Source organism: Kytococcus sedentarius DSM 20547 (assembly GCF_000023925.1).
Classification (GTDB): Bacteria; Actinomycetota; Actinomycetes; order Actinomycetales; family Dermatophilaceae; genus Kytococcus; species Kytococcus sedentarius.
This window is the reverse complement of sequence record NC_013169.1, coordinates 1720321-1740317: the sequence shown is the minus strand read 5'-3', so window position 1 is coordinate 1740317 and position 19997 is coordinate 1720321. Positions and strand designations below refer to the sequence as shown.

The window sequence follows — 19997 nt, the reverse complement described above, 5'->3', positions numbered from 1 at the left end:
GTCCCGCTCCGTCCCACCACGCACCAGGGGGTGCCCGTGCTCGCGTTGATCCTGGCGCACCTCGTGGCCGCCCTGTGCGCTCCGATGCTGGTGCGCGCGCTGGGATCGAAGGCCTTCCTGCCGCTGGCCCTGCCCTCGTTGGCCTCCGTGGTCTACCTCGTGGCCAAGGCGCCGGCGGTCCACGCGGGATCGACCGACCACCCCCACCACGAGGTCGGCCAGGGCGCCGGGGGGCTGCCGCCGGCGGTCACCGAGTCGTGGACCTGGGTCCACCAGCTGGGCATGAACCTCGACTTCCGTCTGGACTCCCTCAGCTGGGTGCTGGCCATGGTGGTCGTGTTCATCGGCACGCTGGTGCTCATCTACTGCGTCGGCTACTTCGAGGACGACGAGCCGGGCCTGGGTCTGTTCGCCGGCTCCCTGACCGCCTTCGCCGGCGCGATGCTGGGGCTGGTCACCACCGACAACATGCTGGTGCTGTACGTGTTCTGGGAGATCACGTCGGTGCTGTCCTTCCTGCTGATCGGGCACCGCATCACCTCCCGGCACTCGCGCTCCGCGGCCATGGAGGCGCTGATCATCACCGCCAGCGGCGGCCTGGCCATGCTCGTCGGCATCGTGGGGCTGGGGCAGGCGACCGGCAGCTACTCGATCAGTGCGCTGATGGCCCACCCGCCCGAGGCCGGCCCGCTGGTGACCGCCTCGGTCGTGCTGCTGCTGGTGGGCGCGATCACCAAGTCCGCGATGGTGCCCTTCCACTTCTGGCTGCCGGGGGCCATGGCCGCGCCCACCCCCGTGAGCGCCTACCTCCACGCCGCGGCGATGGTGAAGGCGGGCATCTACCTCATCGCCCGCTTCGCCCCGGCCTTCGCGGACCTGGACGTGTGGAAGTGGACGGTGCTGCTGCTGGGTGGCCCCACCATGCTGTTGGGGGCCTGGCGCTCCCTGCGGCAGGTCGACATCAAGCTGGTCCTGGCCTACGGCACCGTCTCGCAGCTGGGCTTCCTCGTGCTGGTCGTCGGCCACGGCACCCAGGACGCCGCGCTGGCCGGACTGACCTTGCTGGTGGCCCACGCCCTGTTCAAGGGCTCGTTGTTCCTGGTCGTCGGCGCCATCGACCACTGCACCGGCACGCGTGACCTGCGCCGCCTCTCGGGGCTGGCAAGAAGCATGCCGGTGCTGTTCGCGACCGCCTGCGTCTCCGCGGCCTCGATGGCGGGTGTGCCTCCGCTGCTGGGCTTCGTGAGCAAGGAGGGCGCCTACACCGTCTTCAACCCGGTGGAGCACGGCTGGTTCACGGTCGAGGGCGTCACCTTCGTGTTCATCCTCGTCGGCTCGATGATGACCTTCGCGTACTCCGCCCGCTTCCTGTGGGGCGCCTTCCGCACCCAGCGCACCAAGCCGCTCACCGAGGTGCACGACCCGGGCTTCTTCCTGCAGTTCAGCCCCGCCCTGCTGGCCGTGTGCACGATCGTGCTGGGTCTGACCAGCAAGACGGTGCTCGAGCCGTGGTTGGGCAACTACTCCGGCTGGTGGGCCGCCTCGGAGCACCCGCTGCACCTCGGTCTGTGGCACGGGTGGACCCCGGTCCTGGCCTTCACGGCGCTCACCTTCGCCGTCGGTGTGCTGCTGCACCTGCGACGCCGCCAGATCAACTCCTTCCAGCGCGGGGTGGCCGCCCTGGACCTGCCGGGTGCCGAGCGTGCGTTCCTCCTCTCGATGCGGTCGGTCGACCGGTTGGCGCTCTCGGTCACCGGTGCATCGCAGCGCGGCTCGTTGCCGGTCACCCTCGGCATTGTCTTCGCCGTGTCCATCGCGGTGCCGGTGGGGGTGCTGGTGTTCCAGGAGGTGCCCTTCCCCACGCAGTTCACGCTCATGGACTCGTGGGCGCAGCTCGGCGTCGCGCTGGTCACCATCGCCGCGGCCGTCTGGGGTGCACTGTCCACCCGCCGCCTGCGCGCGGTGATCCTGGTGGGTGTCACCGGGTACGGCACCGCGGCACTGTTCATGCTCTACGGCGCGCCGGACCTGGCCCTGACCCAGCTGATGGTGGAGAGCATCTCCATCGTCATCTTCATCCTGGTGCTGCGACGCATGGCCGGACGCTTCCCCGACACCCCGCGCACGGTCGAGCGCGCCGCCCGCATCGTCATCGCGGTGGGCGTGGCCGGGGTGCTCGCGATCGTGGCCTTGGTGGCCGCGGCCTCGCGCATGCACCCGCCGGCGAGCGGGGGGCTGCTCGAGACCGCCTACACCAAGGGCGGCGGGCACAACATCGTGAACGTGATCCTCGTGGACACCCGAGGTTGGGACACGATGGGTGAGATCGCTGTGGTGCTCGTCTGCGCCACCGGTGTGGCCAGCCTGGTCTTCCTGCGCGAGGAGGTGCTGGAGACCGCCCGCGCCGCCGCCTCGGTGTCCCGCACCCGCCGTGCGGTCCACCACGAGCCCGACACCGAGGGCAGCCGCTGGCTGGCCGACGCGAGCCGCATGAAGGCAACCCGTCGCTCGGCGGTGCTCGAGGTCGTGACCCGCCTGATCTTCCACGGCATGCTGGTCTGGAGCCTGTTCGTCCTGCTGGTGGGTCACGACGCCCCCGGCGGTGGCTTCGCGGGCGGCCTCATCGCCACGCTGGCCCTGACCGTCCGCTACCTCGCCGGTGAGGGTGACGAGCTGCGCGCGGCCGCGCCGGTGCTCTCGGGCACGCTGATGGGCGGCGGTCTCTTCCTGGCCGTCACCACCGGCGTGCTGGGGATGATGGCCGGCGGCGAGCCGCTGCAGAGCTGGGTCTTCGACCTCGACATCCCGGTGCTGGGCAACCTGCACCTGGTGACGCCCGCCTTCTTCGACATCGGCGTCTACCTGGTGGTGCTCGGCATGGGCGTCGGGCTGCTCACCAGCCTGGGTGACGGCGTCGACCAGCAGATCGCCAGCGAGCGCGGGGACGGCGACCGTGATGCGTTGAGCCGCCACGCCGACGACGAGTTCGTCCGCTACGGCCTGCGCCACACCGAACGTCCCATCGAGCGCCCGGAGGTCGACGCATGAGCGAGGCCATGGCCCCCTCCCTCGCCCTGATCGTCGCCGGTGCCGTCCTGGCCGGCGCCGGGGTCTACCTGATGCTGGCGCGCTCCATCGTCCGGATGCTCCTGGGCTTCATCCTGGTCGGCAACGGGGTGAACCTGCTCTTCCTGGCAGCGTCCGGTCCTCCCGGCAAGCCGCCGCTGATCGAGGAGGTGCCGTCCGCCGCGATGGCCGACCCGCTGCCGCAGGCGATGATGCTCACCGCCATCGTCATCTCGTTGGGTCTGGTCTCGTTCCTGCTCGCCCTGGCGCACCGGTCCTGGCAGCTCAGCGGGACCGACCGGGTCACGCACGACCCCGAGGACCTGCGCATCGTGCTGCGGGCCGACCGGGCCGACATGTCCGGCTCGGATTTCGAGGGCGACGACGACCTCACCCCGGACGACATCGGTGATGACGACGTCGACGACACCGGTGACCACTACATGGAGCAGGCGGTGCGGCGCTTCCGCGAACGCCGCCGGGAGATCCGCCGCCACCGCAGCCGGGCCTTCCAGCCCCGCGACGACGACCAACCGCCCGTGGACACGACAGGAGGTGCGCGGTGAACGACCTCAACGTCTCCTTCATCGTCCCGCTGTTGGTGATGCTGCCGCTGCTGGCCTCCGCGGTGACGCTGGCGGCTGGCCGCCACACCACTGTCCAGCGCGTGATTTCCACCGCCGTCGTGGCCGCCTGCCTCGTGGGCTCGGTGGTGCTGCTCTGGGCGGCTGACACCGACGGCCCGCAGGTGGTGCCGACCGCGGCGTGGATCCCCTACGAGGGCATCGTCCTGGTGGTCGACCGCCTCTCGGCACTGATGCTGATCGTGGGGTTCACCGTGATCCTCGGGGTGCTCTGGTACTCCAACGGTGAGGGGCGCGAGTCCTTCGACCAGGAGGCCGGGGGCAAGGCACCGCTGCCGATCTTCCACCCCTCGCTGCTGGTGCTGGCCGCGGGCGTGGCCACCACCTTCGTCTCCGGCGACCTGTTCCACATGTACGTGGGCTTCGAGGTGCTGCTGGGCGCGAGCTTCGTGCTGCTGACCCTGGGCGGCACCGCCTCGCGCGTGCGGGCCGGTGTCACCTACACCTTCGTCTCCCTGTTGAGCTCCACGGTCTTCCTGTTCGCCGTCGCGATGGTCTACACGGCCACCGGCACGGTGAACCTCGCGCAGGTGGCCGAGCGGATGGGGGACCTCCCGCAGGGCACGCAGGTGCTGCTCCAGTCGATGCTGCTGGTGGGCTTCGCGGTGAAGGCCGCGGTGTTCCCCATGTCGAGCTGGCTGCCGGACTCCTACCCGACGGCCCCGGCCCCGGTGACCGCTGTCTTCGCCGGTCTGCTCACCAAGGTGGGCGTGTACGCGATGATCCGCACCCAGACGCTGATCTTCCCCGGCGGGATCTTGCAGGACCTGCTGCTGTGGGCCGCCCTGCTGACCATGGTCGTGGGCATCCTGGGGGCCGTGGCGCAGACCGAGGTCAAGCGGATGATCAGCTTCACGTTGGTCAGCCACATCGGCTACATGCTCTTCGGTCTGGCGATCGGCACGGCTGCCGGCATCGCCGCCGCGATCTTCTACGTCATCCACCACATCCTCATCCAGGCCACGCTGTTCCTGGTGACGGGCATGGTGCAGCGGCGTACCGGGGTCAGCACGCTGGACCGGCTCGGCGGCCTCATCCGCACGGCCCCGTGGCTCGCAGTGCTGTGGTTCATCCCGGCCATGAACCTCGCCGGCATCCCGCCCTTCTCCGGCTTCATCGGCAAGGTGGGCCTGATGCGGGCCGCCGCGCAGATCGGCACGGAGATGATGTGGGTGCTCATCGTCGGCAGTGTGGTCACCTCCGTGCTGACGCTCTACGCCATCGCCAAAACCTGGGCGAAGTCCTTCTGGGGCGCCGAGAGCAAGGAGGAGGGCATGGGCCAGCGGGCCGAGCGCATCGGCCCCGGCCTGTTCGTCCCCACCGGCACGATGGTGTTGCTCGGGCTGGGCCTCACGGTCTTCGCCGGCCCCATCTACGGCATCTCCGAGCGGGCCGCGGGGGACCTGGTGAACCGCCACAGCTACCTCACGGCCGTCTCCGACGCCGCGGACGCGATGGCGGAGAACTACCCGGAGCCGAAGGGCGGTGACCACTGATGCTGCGCCGCATCCAGCTGTTCCCACTGCTGTGGCTCGTGGTGGTGTGGATGATCGCCTGGGGCTCCTACTCGCCGATGATCATCTTCGGTGGTCTCGCCCTGGGGCTCATGGTCTCGCTGGCCTCGCCGCTGCCCCGGATGCGGGTGAACGGCACTTTCCGCCCTTGGTCCTTCGTCGTGCTGGTGGCCGTCTTCCTGCGCGACCTGGTGGGGGCCGTCGTGGAGGTGACGCTGCTGGCGGTGCTGCCGGGGCGGCGGACGGACGCCGCGATGGTGGTGGTGCAGTTCCAGGCTGAGGAGGAGCTCTTCCAGACCATCACCTCCGAGCTGATCACGCTGGTGCCGGGCACCATGGTGATCGACCTCGACGACGCCACCGGCATCGCCCACGTGCACTGCCTGGGCGTGCGCTCGGAGGAGGACGCCGAGCGCCTGCGGCAGGACTGCCTGGCCCAGGAGCGCCGGGTGCTGGCCGCCTTCGACGCCGACTACCGCCGGGAGGACCGATGAACGAGATCGCGACGTGGCTGATGTGGGGCGCCGCGGCGGCCCTCATCGCCGCCTCGGCCCTGGCCCTGGTGCGCATCGTGCGCGGCCCCACAGTCTTGGACCGGATGGTGGGCTCGGACCTGCTGGTCAGCATCCTGCTGGGCTTCTTCTGTCTCATGGGGGCCTGGTGGGGCCTGGCGCAGGCGGTGACCCTGCTGGTCTCGTTGTCCCTGGTGGTCTTCCTGGGGGCGGTGGCCGCGGCCCGCTATGCCGCCCGCGACCGGGACACCGGGTGGGCTCGGGACGAGCGGGTGGACATGTCCGCGGACGGGAGGCCCTCGTGAACGACGCCCTGCAGATTGCCGGCGCCTCCTTCTTGCTGGTGGGCGCCCTGTTGTCGCTGGTGGCCGGGATCGGTCTGGTGCGCTTCCCCGACGTGCTGACCCGCATGCACGCGGCCACCAAGCCGCAGACGATGGGCCTGGTGCTCATGGCCATCGGGTTCGGCTTGGTGGTGCGGGAGTGGCCCGTGTGGGGCGCCCTGGTGCTGGCCGTTCTCTTCCAGTTCCTCACCGCGCCGGTGGCGGCGCACATGATCGGGCGCGGCGCGCTGCGCACCGGGCAGGTCCGCCTGCCGCTGTACGAGGACCCCGGGGTGTCCGCCGACGCCCGAGACGATGACTGAGCAGGGCCGTTCCGGTGGCCCCCGGGGCGCCGGAAAGCGCCGTTCCGGTGGTGGCCGGGGGCAGCGGCGGTCCGGCCGCGGCCGGGGAACCCGGCGTGGCCCGCGCCGCCTGACCCCCGAGCAGGTCGAGGCGCGCCGCGCGTCCGTCCCGGCCCTGCGCTGGCCAGACCTGCCTGTGGTCGACCGCAAGGACGACCTGGCGGCCGCCATCCGCGATCATCAGGTGGTCGTCGTGGCCGGCGAGACGGGCTCGGGCAAGACCACCCAGCTGCCCAAGATCTGCCTGGAGTTGGGCCGTGGCGTGACCGGGATGATCGGCCACACCCAGCCCCGCCGCATCGCCGCCCGGTCGGTGGCCGACCGCATCGCGCACGAGCTCGGGGTCGAGCTCGAGGACCCGCAGGGGCCGGTGGGCTACCAGGTGCGCTTCACCGACCTCTCGAGCCCCACGACGCTCGTGAAGGTGATGACCGACGGCATCCTGCTCAACCAGATGCAGTTCGACCGGGATCTGCGGGCCTACGACACCCTCATCATCGATGAGGCCCACGAGCGCAGCCTCACCATCGACTTCATCCTCGGGTACCTGCAGCAGCTGCTCCCGCGGCGGCCCGACCTCAAGGTGATCATCACCTCGGCGACCATCGACCCCGAGCGCTTCGCCCACCACTTCGCGGACGCGGAGGGCAACCCTGCCCCCATCGTCGAGGTGTCGGGGCGCACCTACCCGGTGGAGATCCGCTACCGGCCCCTCAGCCTCCAGGAGACGTCGAACGTTGCCGCGCTGGCCGACCCCGAGGGCTACGACGAGACCGTCTACGGCGAGGACGACATCGACCAGGTCACCGGCATCGGCCAGGCCGTGCAGGAGCTGTGGACCGAGGTCATCGGCCCGGACGACCCCCGCCCGCAGGATCGCGACATCCTGGTCTTCTGCTCCGGGGAGCGGGAGATCCGTGACGCGACCGAGGCGCTGGAGGGGCTGAAGCTGCCCGGCACCGAGATCGTCCCGCTCTACGGCCGCCTCTCCTCCGCCGAGCAGCAGCGCGTCTTCGCCCCCCACTCCACGCGGCGCGTGGTGCTGGCCACCAACGTCGCGGAGACCTCGCTGACCGTGCCCGGCATCCGGTACGTGGTGGACACCGGCACGGCCCGCATCTCGCGGTACAGCCAACGGCTCAAGGTGCAGCGCCTCCCCATCGAGAAGATCTCCCGGGCCTCGGCCAACCAGCGGGCGGGACGCTCGGGGCGCGTGAGCGCGGGCATCTGCATCCGCCTGTACTCGCAGGAGGACTTCGAGGCCCGCCCCGAGTTCACCGACCCGGAGATCCAGCGCACCTCGCTGGCCAGCGTGATCCTGCAGATGGCCCACCTGGGCCTGGGGGACGTGCAGCGCTTCGGCTTCGTCGACCCGCCGGACCCACGCCAGATCACCGACGGCCTGCGCCTGCTGCACGAGCTGGGTGCCGTGACCCGGGAGACCGCCTCCCGCGGCGGTGTCGTGACGCTGACCCCCGAGGGGCGCGAGCTCGCCTCCATCCCCGCCGACCCCCGCCTGGCGCGGATGCTGTTGGAGGCCCACCGCCGCGGGGCGCTGGCCGAGGTGCTCGTGATCGTGGCCGGGCTGTCCATCCAGGACCCGCGGGAGCGGCCGGCCGAGAAGCGCGAGCGCGCCGACCAGCTGCACGCCCGCTTCAAGGACGAGAACTCCGACTTCGTCGCCCTGCTGAACCTGTGGCAGTACGCCCGGGAGCGCAAGGGCAGCCTCTCCGGCTCGGCCTTCCGCCGGCTGTGCCGTGCCGAGTTCCTGCACTACCTGCGCCTGCGGGAGTGGGTGGACGTACACCATCAGCTGCGCAGCGTGGTCAAGGGCCTGGGCTGGCAGGACTCCTCGCTGGGCCTGGAGTCCGACCGCACCCGCCAGCGCGACCACGGCTTCGCGCCGGTGGACCCTGCGAAGGCCGAGGTGGTGCACCGCAGCCTGCTGCCCGGGCTGCTGAGCCAGGTGGGCCTGCGCGACCGGGAGACCCGGGACTACCTGGGCGCCCGCGGGGCGCACTTCTCCATCCAGCCCGGCTCGGGGCTGTTCCGCACCCGCCCGGACTGGATCATGTCCGCCGAGCTGGTGGAGACCACCCGCCTGTGGGCCCGCACGAACGCGACGGTGGACCCCGCGTGGGTGGAGGAGGCCGCCGACCACCTGGTGAAGCGGCAGTACTCCGAGCCACGCTGGTCGGCCAAGCGGGCCTCGGCGGTGGCCGACGAGCGCGTGACCCTGCTGGGCATCCCGCTGGTCGCCGGGCGGCAGGTGGGCCTCGCGACGGTGGATGCCCCGCTGGCGCGGGAGCTCTTCATCCGGCACGCGCTGGTGGAGGGGGACTGGCAGACCGGCCACGCCTTCTGGGGGCACAACAAGAAGGTGCTCGCCGAGGTGGAGCAGCTCGAGGCCCGCTCGCGGCGCCGGGACCTGCTCGACGACGAGGCCCTGTTCGCCTTCTACGACGAGCGCCTGCCCGCCGAGGTGGTCTCCGCCGCGCACTTCGACAGCTGGTGGAAGTCCCACCGCCGCACGGAGCCGCACCTGCTGGACCTCTCGGTCGAGGAGGTGGTCGGCGAGGACTCCAGCGGTGTGGACCTCGCGGACTTCCCGGCCACCTGGGTGCAGGGTGACGTCGAGCTGCCCCTCACCTACCAGTTCGAGCCCGGCACCGAGGCCGATGGGGTGACGGCCCACCTGACGCTCAGCCAGCTCAACCGGGTGCGCGACGAGGGCTTCGACTGGCAGGTGCCCGGCCTGCGCGAGGAGCTCGCGGTGGCCCTGCTGCGCTCGCTGCCCAAGGCGGTGCGCCGGTCCTTCGTACCCGCGCCGGACCACGCGGCGGCGGCGCTGAAGGACCTGTCCGAGCAACTCGCCGACGCGCCCACGGGGACCGCGACGGAGCCGATGCGGGGGAGCGGCACCTTCGCTGCCGCGCTCGCCGGTGCGTTGACGCGGCGGACCGGCACGCCGCTGGACCCGGCGGACATGGACACCGCCGCGGTCCCTGCACACCTGCGCATGACCTTCCGGGTCACCGAGGACGCCCCGGGCGAGGGCGGCAGGGTCCCGGGAGGGAAGGGCGCGGGAGGCGGTGCCCCGCGCGGCAAGGGGTCCCGCGGCCGACGCGGGCCGCGCCAGCGGCCCACGGTGCTCGCCGAGGGCAACGACCTGACGGCCCTGCAGGCGCAGCTCGCGGGCTCGCTGCAGGAGGCCGTGGCGGGAGCGGCGGCCGGACTCACCGCATCGGGGCTGACCAGCTGGACCCTTGACGAGCTGCCAGCCCACTTCGACGACGGCGGTGTGCAGGGCTGGCCCGCCCTGGTCGACGAGGGGACGACGGCCGGGGTGCAGGTGTTCGCCGACCCCCGCCAGGCGGCCCACGAGCACGCACTCGGCCTGCGCCGCCTGGTGCTGGCCGGCTTCAACCCGCCGTGGAACCGCATCCTGCGCAGCGTGGACAACCAGACCAAGCTGGCCCTGGGGGCCGCGCCGCACGGCTCCACCCAGGCCCTGCTGGAGGACGCGTTGGCGGCGGCGGTGGACTCGGTGATCGCCGAGCGCCTGGCCGCGGCCGGGACGGTGCGCACCCGGGAGGCCTTCGAGCAGGTGCAGGCCACCGCCGTGCAGCAGGCCGCGCCCCGCATCCTGGAGATGGTGGGCGCCGCCGGGAAGGTGCTCGCGGGCGTGCCGGCCGTGGAGCGCGCGGTGGAGTCGATGACGGCACCGCGCCTGGCGCCGCTGCGGGAGGACCTGACCGCCCAGCTGCGGGGGCTGGTGCACCCGGGTTTCCTGACCCACGCCGGCTACGAGCAGGTGCGGCACCTGCCTCGCTACCTGCAGGCCATGGAGCAGCGGGCGGCCAAGGCACCGACGGATCTCGCGCGGGACACCGAGCGGCTGGCCGTGGTGCAGACCGTGGAGCGCGAGCGGGCCGACCTGCTGGCGGGCCTGGACGAGCTGGAGCGGCTGCGGCCGGACGTCCGCGCGCTGCGCTGGATGACCGAGGAGCTGCGGGTCAGCCTGTTCGCCCAGCAGCTCGGGACCGCACACGCCGTGAGCGAGAAGCGCATCTACGCGGCCATGGACGCCGTCGAGAAGGCACTGGAACAGAGCCGCGGCGCGGGGCGTTGACCCCACACGGTCGCCCGCGCCACCAGGCGGTGCGCCGCCTATCGTGGCACCACGCATCCACAAGGGAGGACCCCCCGTGCAGGACCCCAGCGAGCTGTTCCGGATCGAGGACCCGGCCGACATCGACCCCCGGTCGGTGCGGACCGACACCCTGTGGCTGGCCACCGGGGGACTGGTCGATGCCGGCGACGTCGAGAAGAACGCGGTGGCCCACGTGCTCTCCACCATGGAGTCCCGGGTGGTCGCGTCCTTCGACGTCGACGCACTGCTGGACTACCGCGCCCGCCGGCCGTTGCTGACCTTCCAGCGCGACCGCTACATCTCGGTGGACATGCCGAGCCTGGTGGTCCACCGCGTCACCGACCCCAACGGGCGCCACTTCCTGCTGCTCAACGGCCCCGAGCCGGACTACCAGTGGGAGCGCTTCCTCATGGCCCTGCTGATGCTGGCGCAGGAGTTCGGCGTCCGCACCCTGGTCTCGGCCAACGGGGCGCCCATGCAGGTGCCCCACACGCGGCCGACCGGGCTGACCGCCTACGCCTCGGACGAGCGCCTCATCGCCGATCACGCATCGGTGTTCGGCACCATGCAGGTCCCTGGCCACGTCGACGGCCTGGCCCACGTGCGCTTCGCGGAGGCGGGGATCGACACCATCGGCTTCGCCATCCACGTCCCGGGCTACCTGGCCGACCGGGAGATGCTGGACGGCACCGTGGCCGCCCTGCACGCGATCTCGGAGGCCACCGGGATCGAGGTGCCCATGGACGACCTGGAGAAGCGGGCCGAGGTGAACCGCCGGGAGCTGGACGAGCTGGTGGAGTCCAACCCTGAGGCGCTCGAGGTGGTGCGCACCATGGAGCAGCAGTTCGACGAGTTCATGAGCTCTCAGCAGCGCCGCAGCCTGACCGCGCACGACGTGGCCAAGCTGCCCAGCCCCGACGAGATCGCCTCCGACCTGGAGGAGTGGCTGGCCTCCGGCGCCACGATGGAGGACGCGCCGAACGAGCCGGGCGACGGTGAGCCGGACGACGAGTCGGGCGCCGACGGCAGCGACGACCGCCCCGCGGACCCCGATGACGACGGTCCGCCTGCGGGCCGCGGCGGTTCGACGGTGTGGGGCTGAGTTCTCGGATAGATTCGACCACCGGACCGTATTCGCCTGCACCCGAGGAGGAACGATGGGCTTTTTCTCGTCCAAGAAGGACAAGGAGCTCGAACGACGGGCAGCTGCTGCCGCCCAGACCGAGGACCCCGGCCTGCTCGACAAGGCCGCACACAGCCTGGCCGACCGCCTGCTGAAGGTCGGCATCGACGGTGTCGGCCCGGTGAAGGGCGCGCAGAAGGTGGCCGAGCAGGCCCTGGTCGCCGCCAAGGGCGACGTCGAGAAGGCCGAGAAGGCCATCGCCAAGGACCACTTCCGCAAGATCGCTGGTGGCGGCTTCGCCACCGGGCTGGGTGGCCTGATCACCCTGCCGGTCGCGCTGCCGGCCAACGTGCTGGAGTTCTACCTGCTCTCGACCCGCGCCATCGCGGCGATCGCCCACCTGCGTGGCCACGACGTGCAGCAGCCCGAGCTCCGCTCGGCGATCCTGCTGACGCTGGTGGGCGCCGACGCCCGGGACATCCTCACCTCGGCGGGTATCCCCGCCACCCTGGTCTCCGGGGGCCGTCTGGCCTCGCTGGCCAGCCGCCAGCTGCCGGCCCCGGCTCTGATGGTGGTCAACAAGGCCGTGGGCTTCCGCATCCTGGCCCAGACCGGTGAGAAGGTGCTGACCCGCCTGGGCAAGGCGATCCCGCTGGCCGGTGGCGTCATCGGTGCGGCCCTGGACGTCTACCTGTTCAACCGCATCCTCGACCACGCGCGCGAGGAGCTGCCCCGCGTCTGAGGGCTTCGTCAACAGGTCGCCACGTCCTCCGCGGGAAAGCAACGGCCCACCCACACCACCGGCCCCGGCCCCACCCACGAGGTGGGCCGGGGCCGGTGGCATGGGGGCATGACGACGATCCCCAAAGTCCGAGACCTCCCCGACCTGCTCACCGTGGTGCCACTGCTGGCGGGCTTCACCCCCACCGATGCGGTGGTGCTGGTGTGCCCGACCCCCGAGGGGCGCGTGGCGCTCCAGCGGGTGGCGCTCCCGCCGCCGGACCACTGGAGCCATGCGCACCTCGACGCCCGCGAGCTGGTCCAGAGCGTGCTGCCGGCCCTGCTGCACGCCGACCTGCGGCGGCTCACCCTCATCGGCTACCTGTCCGACCCGATGGACCAGGACTACGTGGGGGCGCTGCTGCACCAGTCCGCCGACTGGCTGGCGGAGACCGGCATCGACGTGATGGGGGTGGCCCTGGTCTGTGAGGGCTCCTGGTGGCGCCCGGACTGCCCGTGTGGAGACCTGGAGTGCGGGGAGCCGCAGCCGGTGCCCAGCCTGCACGAGTCCGCCGCGGCGACGGCCCTCATCGCCGAGGGGGCCGTGGTGCACGAGTCCCCGGAGGCGCTGCTGGCGCCCTGGGTCGAAGGGGAGGGGGCGCAGCTCGACCCGCAGGAGCTGGCCGCGGCCACGAAGCGCTGGACCGGCCGCAAGGGGAACACCCGACTGCGCAAGGAGTCGCTGGAGCAGTGGCGGCGCGTGGTGCACGAGCCGGCCGCGGAGTTCGGGCCGCCGGAGCTCGCGGCGGTCCTGTGGGCGGCGCGGTCGGTGCCGGTACGTGACGCGCTCATCGCGTGGCTGACCCCGGGGGGCATGCCCCTGGAGGCCCTGGACCCCGACGCGCGGGCCGCGGTCGAGCAGGCGCTGGGCGAGCCGGCCTCCGTGGTCGGCGAGGACCGGTGGACGGGATGGGCGGTGACGCAGAACCTGCGGACGCTGACCGCCGTGCTGCCCACCACGTGTGCGGCGCCGGTGGCCTGTCTGGCGGGGCTGTGGGCGTGGTGGCACGGCGACGGGATCGTCGCGCGCTTCCTGCTGGAGCGGGCGCTGGACGCCGAACCGGGTCACACCCTCAGCGGGCTGTTGCTGCGGCTGGTGCACCACGGGATCCCGATGGAGGGAAGCCCGGCCCGCCGGGTCAGCGCCGGGTGTGATGCACTGGACACGAACGGGCGCCTACGTTGAGCCCACTGGTCACTACCTGCAGGAGAACCCCACCATGGCAGTCATCGTTGGATACATCGCGTCGGACGAGGGCCGCGCCGCTCTGAAGTTCGGCGTCGCCGAGGCGATCCGTCGTCAGGAGCCGTTGCAGGTCGTCCACTCCGCACGCACGGGCAAGGGGTCGGGGGCGGACTCCACCCGGGCCTTCGTGCGCGAGCTGGAGGCTGCCGAGAAGGACTTGGAGGAGGCCGGTGTCGCGCTGGAGCGACTGGACTTCGACCGCGGCAACGAGCCCTCGGAGGACCTCATCGAGGTGGCGGAGTCGGCCGCGTCCAGCGGTCAGGAGGCCGTGATCGTCATCGGCCTGCGGCGTCGCACCCCGGTGGGCAAGCTGCTCTTGGGCTCAAACGCCCAAAGGATCCTGCTCGAGGCGCCGTGCCCGGTCATCGCGGTCAAGGCGGTCTGAGGACCCTTCCAGTCATCGCGGTCACAGCGGTCTGCGGAGCCGCCCGGGACCCCTCAGGACCACCCCGCGCGACAGAGCGCGGGGTGGTTTTTTATAATGGTCATGTTCCACCAGCCCGGCGAGAGGGCGGACGAGGGAGGACCGCCATCGGAACCCCTCAGCACGTCTCCTCCGCACGTCATCGATCGACCCTCACCCATTCGGGGTGACCTCGTCGACTCCCCATGATTCCGTGCCCGGTGGTTCGTCGCGCCCGTGATACCACCCGGAAGGATCCGCTTCGTGACTCCCCCCACCTCCGAGAAGTCCGCAGAGAACCCCACCGTGAGCGAGCCTGTGACCGCGGTGCTGGGAAAGCAGATGTTGGACAAGCCGGGACTCATCGAGTTCGTGGAGCGCGCCGTCGACAACGGCAAGGTCGCCACCGACAAGGTCCAGGCGGCCATCGAGGGGGCCGACCTGACGCCCACCCAGGCACAGCGCCTGCTCAAGAACCTCCGCTCCCAGGGCGTCGAGGTGCACTTCGACCAGGAGACCGCGGCCCGGCTCGCCCAGGTGCAGCGGGGGGTGAAGCCGCGCGCGACGCGTTCGCGGACGGCCAAGTCCACGACCGCCAAGAGCACGACGGCCAAGTCCGCGACCGCCAAGTCGACCACCAGCAAGGCCACCACCGCCAAGTCCACGACGGCCAAGTCCACGACCGCCAAGAGCGCGACGGCCAAGTCCACGACCGCCAAGTCGACCACCAGCAAGGCCACCACCAAGTCGACTCCGACCAAGGGCGCGGCCGCCAAGTCGACCCCGGCCAAGGGCACCGCCAGCACCACCCGCAAGGCCACGAAGGCCGCGAAGGGCACCGCGGCGAAGTCCACCGCCAAGGGCAAGGCCGCGACCAAGACCACGGCGAAGTCCGCGGCGGAGACCAACGCCCGCAACGCCTCGGCCGACGCGCCGGAGCTGGACGAGATCGCGGCCGAGGACGAGGCCGAGGAGCGCGCCAAGCTCGAGGGCAAGGACACCGTCGAGCTGGTGGCCGGCGAGACCTCGCAGGTCGCCCCGCAGAAGGCTGCGGAGGAGGAGGCGTCGGAGTCCCGCGGGTTCGTGCTGCGCGCGGACGACGAGGACGACGCCCCGGCCCAGCAGGTCGTCACCGCCGGTGCCACCGCCGACGCGGTGAAGGACTACCTGAAGCAGATCGGCAAGGTCGCGCTGCTGAACGCCGAGCAGGAGGTGGACCTCGCCAAGCGGATCGAGGCCGGCCTGTTCGCCGAGCAGCGCCTGAACTCCGGTGACAAGATCGACGCCAAGCTCAAGCGAGAGCTGTGGTGGGTGGCCTCCGACGGCAAGAACGCCAAGAACCACCTGCTGGAGGCCAACCTCCGCCTGGTGGTCTCGCTGGCCAAGCGCTACACCGGCCGCGGCATGCTCTTCCTGGACCTGATCCAGGAGGGCAACCTGGGCCTGATCCGTGCGGTTGAGAAGTTCGACTACACCAAGGGCTACAAGTTCTCCACCTACGCGACCTGGTGGATCCGGCAGGCCATCACGCGCGCCATGGCCGACCAGGCCCGCACCATCCGCATCCCGGTGCACATGGTCGAGGTCATCAACAAGCTGGCCCGCGTGCAGCGCCAGATGCTGCAGGACCTGGGCCGCGAGCCCACCCCGGAGGAGCTCGCCAAGGAGCTCGACATGACCCCCGAGAAGGTCGTCGAGGTCCAGAAGTACGGGCGTGAGCCGATCTCCCTGCACACCCCGCTGGGCGAGGACGGCGACTCCGAGTTCGGTGACCTCATCGAGGACTCCGAGGCGGTCGTCCCCTCCGATGCGGTGAGCTTCACCCTGCTGCAGGAGCAGCTGCACTCGGTGCTTGACACCCTCTCCGAGCGCGAGGCCGGTGTGGTCTCCATGCGCTTCGGCCTGGCCGACGGCCAGCCCAAGACGCTCGACGAGATCGGCCGCGTCTACGGGGTGACCCGCGAGCGCATCCGCCAGATCGAGTCCAAGACGATGTCGAAGCTGCGCCACCCGAGCCGCTCGCAGGTGCTGCGGGACTACCTGGACTGAGCCCCGGCCTCACAGCACGCCACAGGGCGCCACCTCCGATGGGGGGGTGGCGCCCTGTCGCGTGGGTCGCCCCGGGCAGGGTGACCCGGCGGAGCCCCGGCCTCAGCGGGTGGCGGAGGCCGGGAACAGCCGCCGGCGGGTCCGGTCGACGGCGGACTCGTCGTGGTCCAGCCACGTCAGCAGCTGTTTCCGCAGCGTGTCGGCCGCGGCGGCGTCCCCGGCGTCCGTGGACGGTCGGGCGTATCGGGCGGCCTCGGCTCGGTGGGCCAGCTCCTGGAGCGTGTCGACGTCCACGTCGGGACGCTGTCGCAGCACCGCACTGGCCTGGGTGCGCACGGAGTCCGTGGGCAGGGTGCTCACTCCCCGGTCCAACAGGTCCAGGCGCAGCACCTCCCACGCGCCCGACCAGGGCGACTGCTCGCCCTCGCGGATCCGCTTGCGCGCCTGGCGCGCCCGCCAGGGCAGGTAGGCCAGGGCCAGGGCGGCGACCAGCAGGACCGCCAACCACGTCAGCAGCACCCGCCACCAGCCCGTGGAACCACCCTCGTCGTCGCCGTCCTCGGCGGACGACGGCGACGGGGAGGGCGAGGCCTGGGACGGCGAGGGGGACGCCTCGGAAGGGGAGGGCGAGGCCGGGGACGGGGACGCCTCGGAGGGGGAGGGCGACGCGCTCGCGTCGGCGCCCACCGGCTGGCTGTAGGCCGGCACCGCAGCGGCCCGGCTGGAGGGGGTCGGCTCGAAGCGCAGCCACCCCACGCCCTCGAAGTACAGCTCCGGCCAGGCGTGGGCGTCGTTGCGCTGCACCACGCGCTCGGGGCCGACGTCGGACCCGCGGCCCAGGTCGCTGGCGGTCTGCTCGCCGGGCAGCATGCCGATCGCCATGCGGGCGGGGATGCCCTGTTCGCGGGCCATCATGATCATCGTGGTGGCGTACTGCGTGCAGTACCCGCGCTTCTCGCGCAGGAAGGCCTGCACCATCGACTCGCCGTCCTGCGGCTCGGCGGCGTCGAGGGAGTACTCGAAGTCCCCGTTGCGCAGGAAGGACTGCATGGTCCGGGCCTTGTCCAGGGGCGCGTCGTCGGGGTCGAGCACCTCGGCGTTCAGCTGCGAGATCGTGTCCTGCAGCCCCTCGGGTACCTCGGTGTACGTCTCCGACAGCCCCTGGGGCTCGGCGGGGTCCGGCAGCTCCTCCGGCACCGTGGGCTCCAACGCCGTGCCCTCATAGCGGTTGGCGTCCTCGCCGACCCACACCGCACCCGTGATCGGGTCACCCGTCACCGCGACGGGGGAACTCAGGTCCACCGGGAAGGAGGGAGTCGCCACGAAGGGGGTCGGGATCCCGTTGGCGGTCACCGCGAAGTCCTCCTCGGTGGAATCCAGCTCGCCGGACCACTCCACCCGCGGCAGGCGGTCGGGCACCGCACCGTCCACGGCCGTGGGGTCCGGCAACACCTCCGCGGCGGCGCGGCCCTCCTGCGGCGACCACCGGTCGTTGGCGAAGCGATTGGTGGCCGTGATGCGCAGCGGGCCGGGCGAATCGCTCTCGGTGTGCCACAGGAGCACGGGGCGCTCGTCGTCACTGCGCAGGTCGGCCTCGAGGTCGAGGGTCTCGGTGAAGTCGACCGTGGCCAGCGAGCTGTCCGTGGCCAGGCCGCGGCCGACCAGACGTTGCTCGCGCTCAGGCAGCACCGAGGGAATCGCCAGCGCCGCGACGACGCCCAGGGTGGTCAGCGCGGCCGCCGTGGTGAGCATCGCCCCCCGCCCGGGGGCACCCAGGATGCCACGCCCCTGCCCGGAGGCCGGCGCTGTCTCGGCGGAGTGGTGGAGTGCGAGCAGGCCGGCCCAGGCCGCGGCGAGCAGCAGGAACCACCACCACGGCTCGTGGGTGGTGCGGTTCGCAGCCAGAATCACGAAGACCAGCAGTGGGGCGATGGCGCCCAGCAGCACCGAGCGCAGGGTGTGGACCGCCGCATCGGTGAACAGCACGAGCAGCGCGATGACGCTCAGGAGGGTGACCGTGAGGGATGGGTGGGCAGGAACCGGCGCCGCGCTCTCGGCGAGCAGCTGACCGGTCACCCGGACGTGCTCGCTGATGGCGCTGGCGGTCCGGGGTGTCGGGACGATGCCGGCCCACAGCGTGTCGGCCAGGGAGGACCGCAGCAGCAGGACCAGCGCGGTGACGAACTGGACCACCGAGGCCAGGACGGGCGACCCGGTCACCAGACGCACCAGGGCGGCGACGGCCACGAGACCCACGGTGAGCACGATGGCCGAACCCCACCAGCCGGCGTCCTCGAAGAGCTGGCGTGCCGGCCAGATGGTCAGCAGGCACAGGCCGGCCACCAGGGCGGCCGACAGGGGCTCGGTGCGGTCCCAGAGGCGGCGGAGCAGACCACCGCCGGGGGACTGGGCCCGCGGAGGGCGCGGGGCGGCCTGCGGGGTCGGGGTGCTCATGCGGTCTCTCCTCGGGAGGTCGCGCGCGTCAGGAGGTCCATGGCCCGGCGCACCTCGGCATCGGAGGGTCCGGGGGGCCCGAACGTGGACGGGCCGGGTGCGCCGTCGTGCCCAGCGGCCCCCGCTGCGCCGCCACCGGTCCAGGAGGACACGCGCCACCCACCCCGTCGCAGGGCGTAGGCCGCGGTCTCACGGTGGTCGGACGCCCCATCGGCCGGCTCCCCGCCCACGAGCAGCGCGGTGCCGGGGTGCCGGGGGTGGCGCTCACCCAGGGCGCCGGTGTCGGCAGGCGTTCGGCCCGTGGTCACCAGGAAGGGCAGCCCACCCGCCCGCGTGGCGCCCAGGGCGTGCTCGACGAAGTCCTCGGGGCGGCGGCCGCTGGGGGCGACGGTGGCCAGGTGGGCCAGGGCGTCGGCGGTGCGCACAGCGCGTTGGTGCAGCCCCTCCTCGAGGCCGGCGGCGGTGAGCAGACGCACCTCCAGCCCGGCGCGGGCCGCGGACTCCACCAGGGTCGCGGCCACCCGCACCGCGGCCTCGAAGGCCGGGGGCCCCGGGTAGACGCCGGTCGCGCCCTCGGCGCGGGCACCCCACGGTGCACCCTCGTCGATGCAGAGGAGCAGCCAGGGCTTCACCTCGGTGTCGTCGTGGCGGACCATGAGGTCGCCGGTGCGTGCCGTGCTGCGCCAGTGGATGCGGCGCACGTCGTCGCCGCGCCCGTACTCGCGCACGGCGGCGGCGTCCACCGCATCGGTCGTGGGGCGCATGGTCACGGTGCGCTGGGCGGCGTCCTGCACCAGCCGGCGCACCCGCGTCCCGGGGTAGTCGATGGTGCGGGGTAGCACCGTCACGGTCAGCGCCTCACCGGACTCGGTGAAGGCCTGCCGGGTCAGGCCGAACGGGTCGGAGCGGTCCACCAGCAGCGGCCCCACCTCGTAGAGACCGCGGTGGGTGGGGCGCACGGTGACCTCCTGCACGGTCTCCTCCTGGCGCACCGTGAGGGTGCCCAGCTCGACCATGGGTCCCCAGGTGGCGTGCACCGGGAGGTGGGTCACGACCGGGGCGCCGGGCAGGGGGACGGTCGAGCGGGTGGCCACGCGCAGGCCCACCGGGTCGCCCGCGCGCGGGGTCTGCGGCGTGGCCGTCAGGTCCGTGTGGGTCGTGCGCACCGATCCCAGTCCGAGCAGCCAGGTCAGGCCGGGCAGGGCGACGAGCAGCACGCCCAGCCGGCTCAGGTCGCCCAGGGCGAAGTACTGTCCGACGCCCACCAGCACCAGGCCCGCGAGGACCAGGACCCACCCGCGCAGCGTGAATCCGGGGAGCCGACGGGACGACGCGGAGGCGGAGGCGGCAGCCATCGGGCGCGGGCCG

At 72.1% G+C, this 19997-nt stretch carries 14 protein-coding genes; 12 read left to right on the top strand and 2 right to left on the bottom strand.

Annotated features, from left to right (window positions below):
- Window positions 1-36 precede the first annotated feature (36 nt).
- From KSED_RS08230 to KSED_RS08175, 12 genes are all read left to right on the top strand, one after another.
- On the top strand, window positions 37-3048 hold the full coding sequence (locus KSED_RS08230; protein WP_015779640.1) for a Na+/H+ antiporter subunit A: 3012 nt from the start codon (window positions 37-39) through the stop codon (window positions 3046-3048).
- Window positions 3045-3632 carry a Na(+)/H(+) antiporter subunit C gene (locus KSED_RS08225; RefSeq protein WP_015779639.1) on the top strand — a complete coding sequence of 196 codons (588 nt, stop codon included), beginning with the start codon at window positions 3045-3047 and terminating at the stop codon, window positions 3630-3632. Before KSED_RS08230 ends, KSED_RS08225 begins: the two co-directional genes overlap by 4 nt.
- A complete protein-coding gene (locus KSED_RS08220) occupies window positions 3629-5206 on the top strand; it encodes a Na+/H+ antiporter subunit D (RefSeq protein ID WP_015779638.1) in 1578 nt (525 codons plus the stop codon). The genes KSED_RS08225 and KSED_RS08220 overlap by 4 nt, the downstream gene beginning before the upstream one ends.
- Complete coding sequence (locus KSED_RS08215) at window positions 5206-5718, top strand: Na+/H+ antiporter subunit E (RefSeq protein WP_015779637.1); 513 nt, start codon at window positions 5206-5208, stop codon at window positions 5716-5718. The genes KSED_RS08220 and KSED_RS08215 overlap by 1 nt, the downstream gene beginning before the upstream one ends.
- Complete coding sequence (locus KSED_RS08210; protein ID WP_015779636.1) at window positions 5715-6041, top strand: MrpF/PhaF family protein; 327 nt, start codon at window positions 5715-5717, stop codon at window positions 6039-6041. The genes KSED_RS08215 and KSED_RS08210 overlap by 4 nt, the downstream gene beginning before the upstream one ends.
- Window positions 6038-6382 carry a monovalent cation/H(+) antiporter subunit G gene (gene mnhG / locus KSED_RS08205; protein WP_015779635.1) on the top strand — a complete coding sequence of 115 codons (345 nt, stop codon included), beginning with the start codon at window positions 6038-6040 and terminating at the stop codon, window positions 6380-6382. Before KSED_RS08210 ends, mnhG begins: the two co-directional genes overlap by 4 nt.
- On the top strand, window positions 6375-10553 hold the full coding sequence (gene hrpA / locus KSED_RS08200) for an ATP-dependent RNA helicase HrpA (protein ID WP_081439796.1): 4179 nt from the start codon (window positions 6375-6377) through the stop codon (window positions 10551-10553). The genes mnhG and hrpA overlap by 8 nt, the downstream gene beginning before the upstream one ends.
- A gap of 76 nt (window positions 10554-10629) precedes the next feature.
- Entirely contained in the window at window positions 10630-11676 is a 1047-nt protein-coding gene (locus KSED_RS08195; protein ID WP_015779633.1) for a PAC2 family protein, read from the top strand.
- Window positions 11677-11731: 55 nt separating this feature from the next.
- Window positions 11732-12439 (top strand): EcsC family protein, encoded by a 708-nt coding sequence (locus KSED_RS08190; protein WP_015779632.1) that lies wholly within the window; start codon window positions 11732-11734, stop codon window positions 12437-12439.
- 108 nt (window positions 12440-12547) lie between these two features.
- Entirely contained in the window at window positions 12548-13663 is a 1116-nt protein-coding gene (locus tag KSED_RS08185) for a DUF4192 domain-containing protein (protein WP_015779631.1), read from the top strand.
- 34 nt (window positions 13664-13697) lie between these two features.
- A complete protein-coding gene (locus tag KSED_RS08180; protein ID WP_015779630.1) occupies window positions 13698-14108 on the top strand; it encodes a universal stress protein in 411 nt (136 codons plus the stop codon).
- Window positions 14109-14468: 360 nt separating this feature from the next.
- A complete protein-coding gene (locus KSED_RS08175) occupies window positions 14469-16175 on the top strand; it encodes an RNA polymerase sigma factor (RefSeq protein WP_049758657.1) in 1707 nt (568 codons plus the stop codon).
- A gap of 102 nt (window positions 16176-16277) precedes the next feature.
- Here the strand turns inward: KSED_RS08175 and KSED_RS08170 are convergent, their stop codons facing one another.
- Window positions 16278-18629: a transglutaminase TgpA family protein gene (locus KSED_RS08170; protein ID WP_015779628.1), complete on the bottom strand. Its 2352-nt coding sequence runs from the start codon at window positions 18627-18629 to the stop codon at window positions 16278-16280.
- On the bottom strand, window positions 18626-19984 hold the full coding sequence (locus KSED_RS08165; RefSeq protein WP_015779627.1) for a DUF58 domain-containing protein: 1359 nt from the start codon (window positions 19982-19984) through the stop codon (window positions 18626-18628). The genes KSED_RS08170 and KSED_RS08165 overlap by 4 nt, the downstream gene beginning before the upstream one ends.
- Window positions 19985-19997 lie beyond the last annotated feature (13 nt).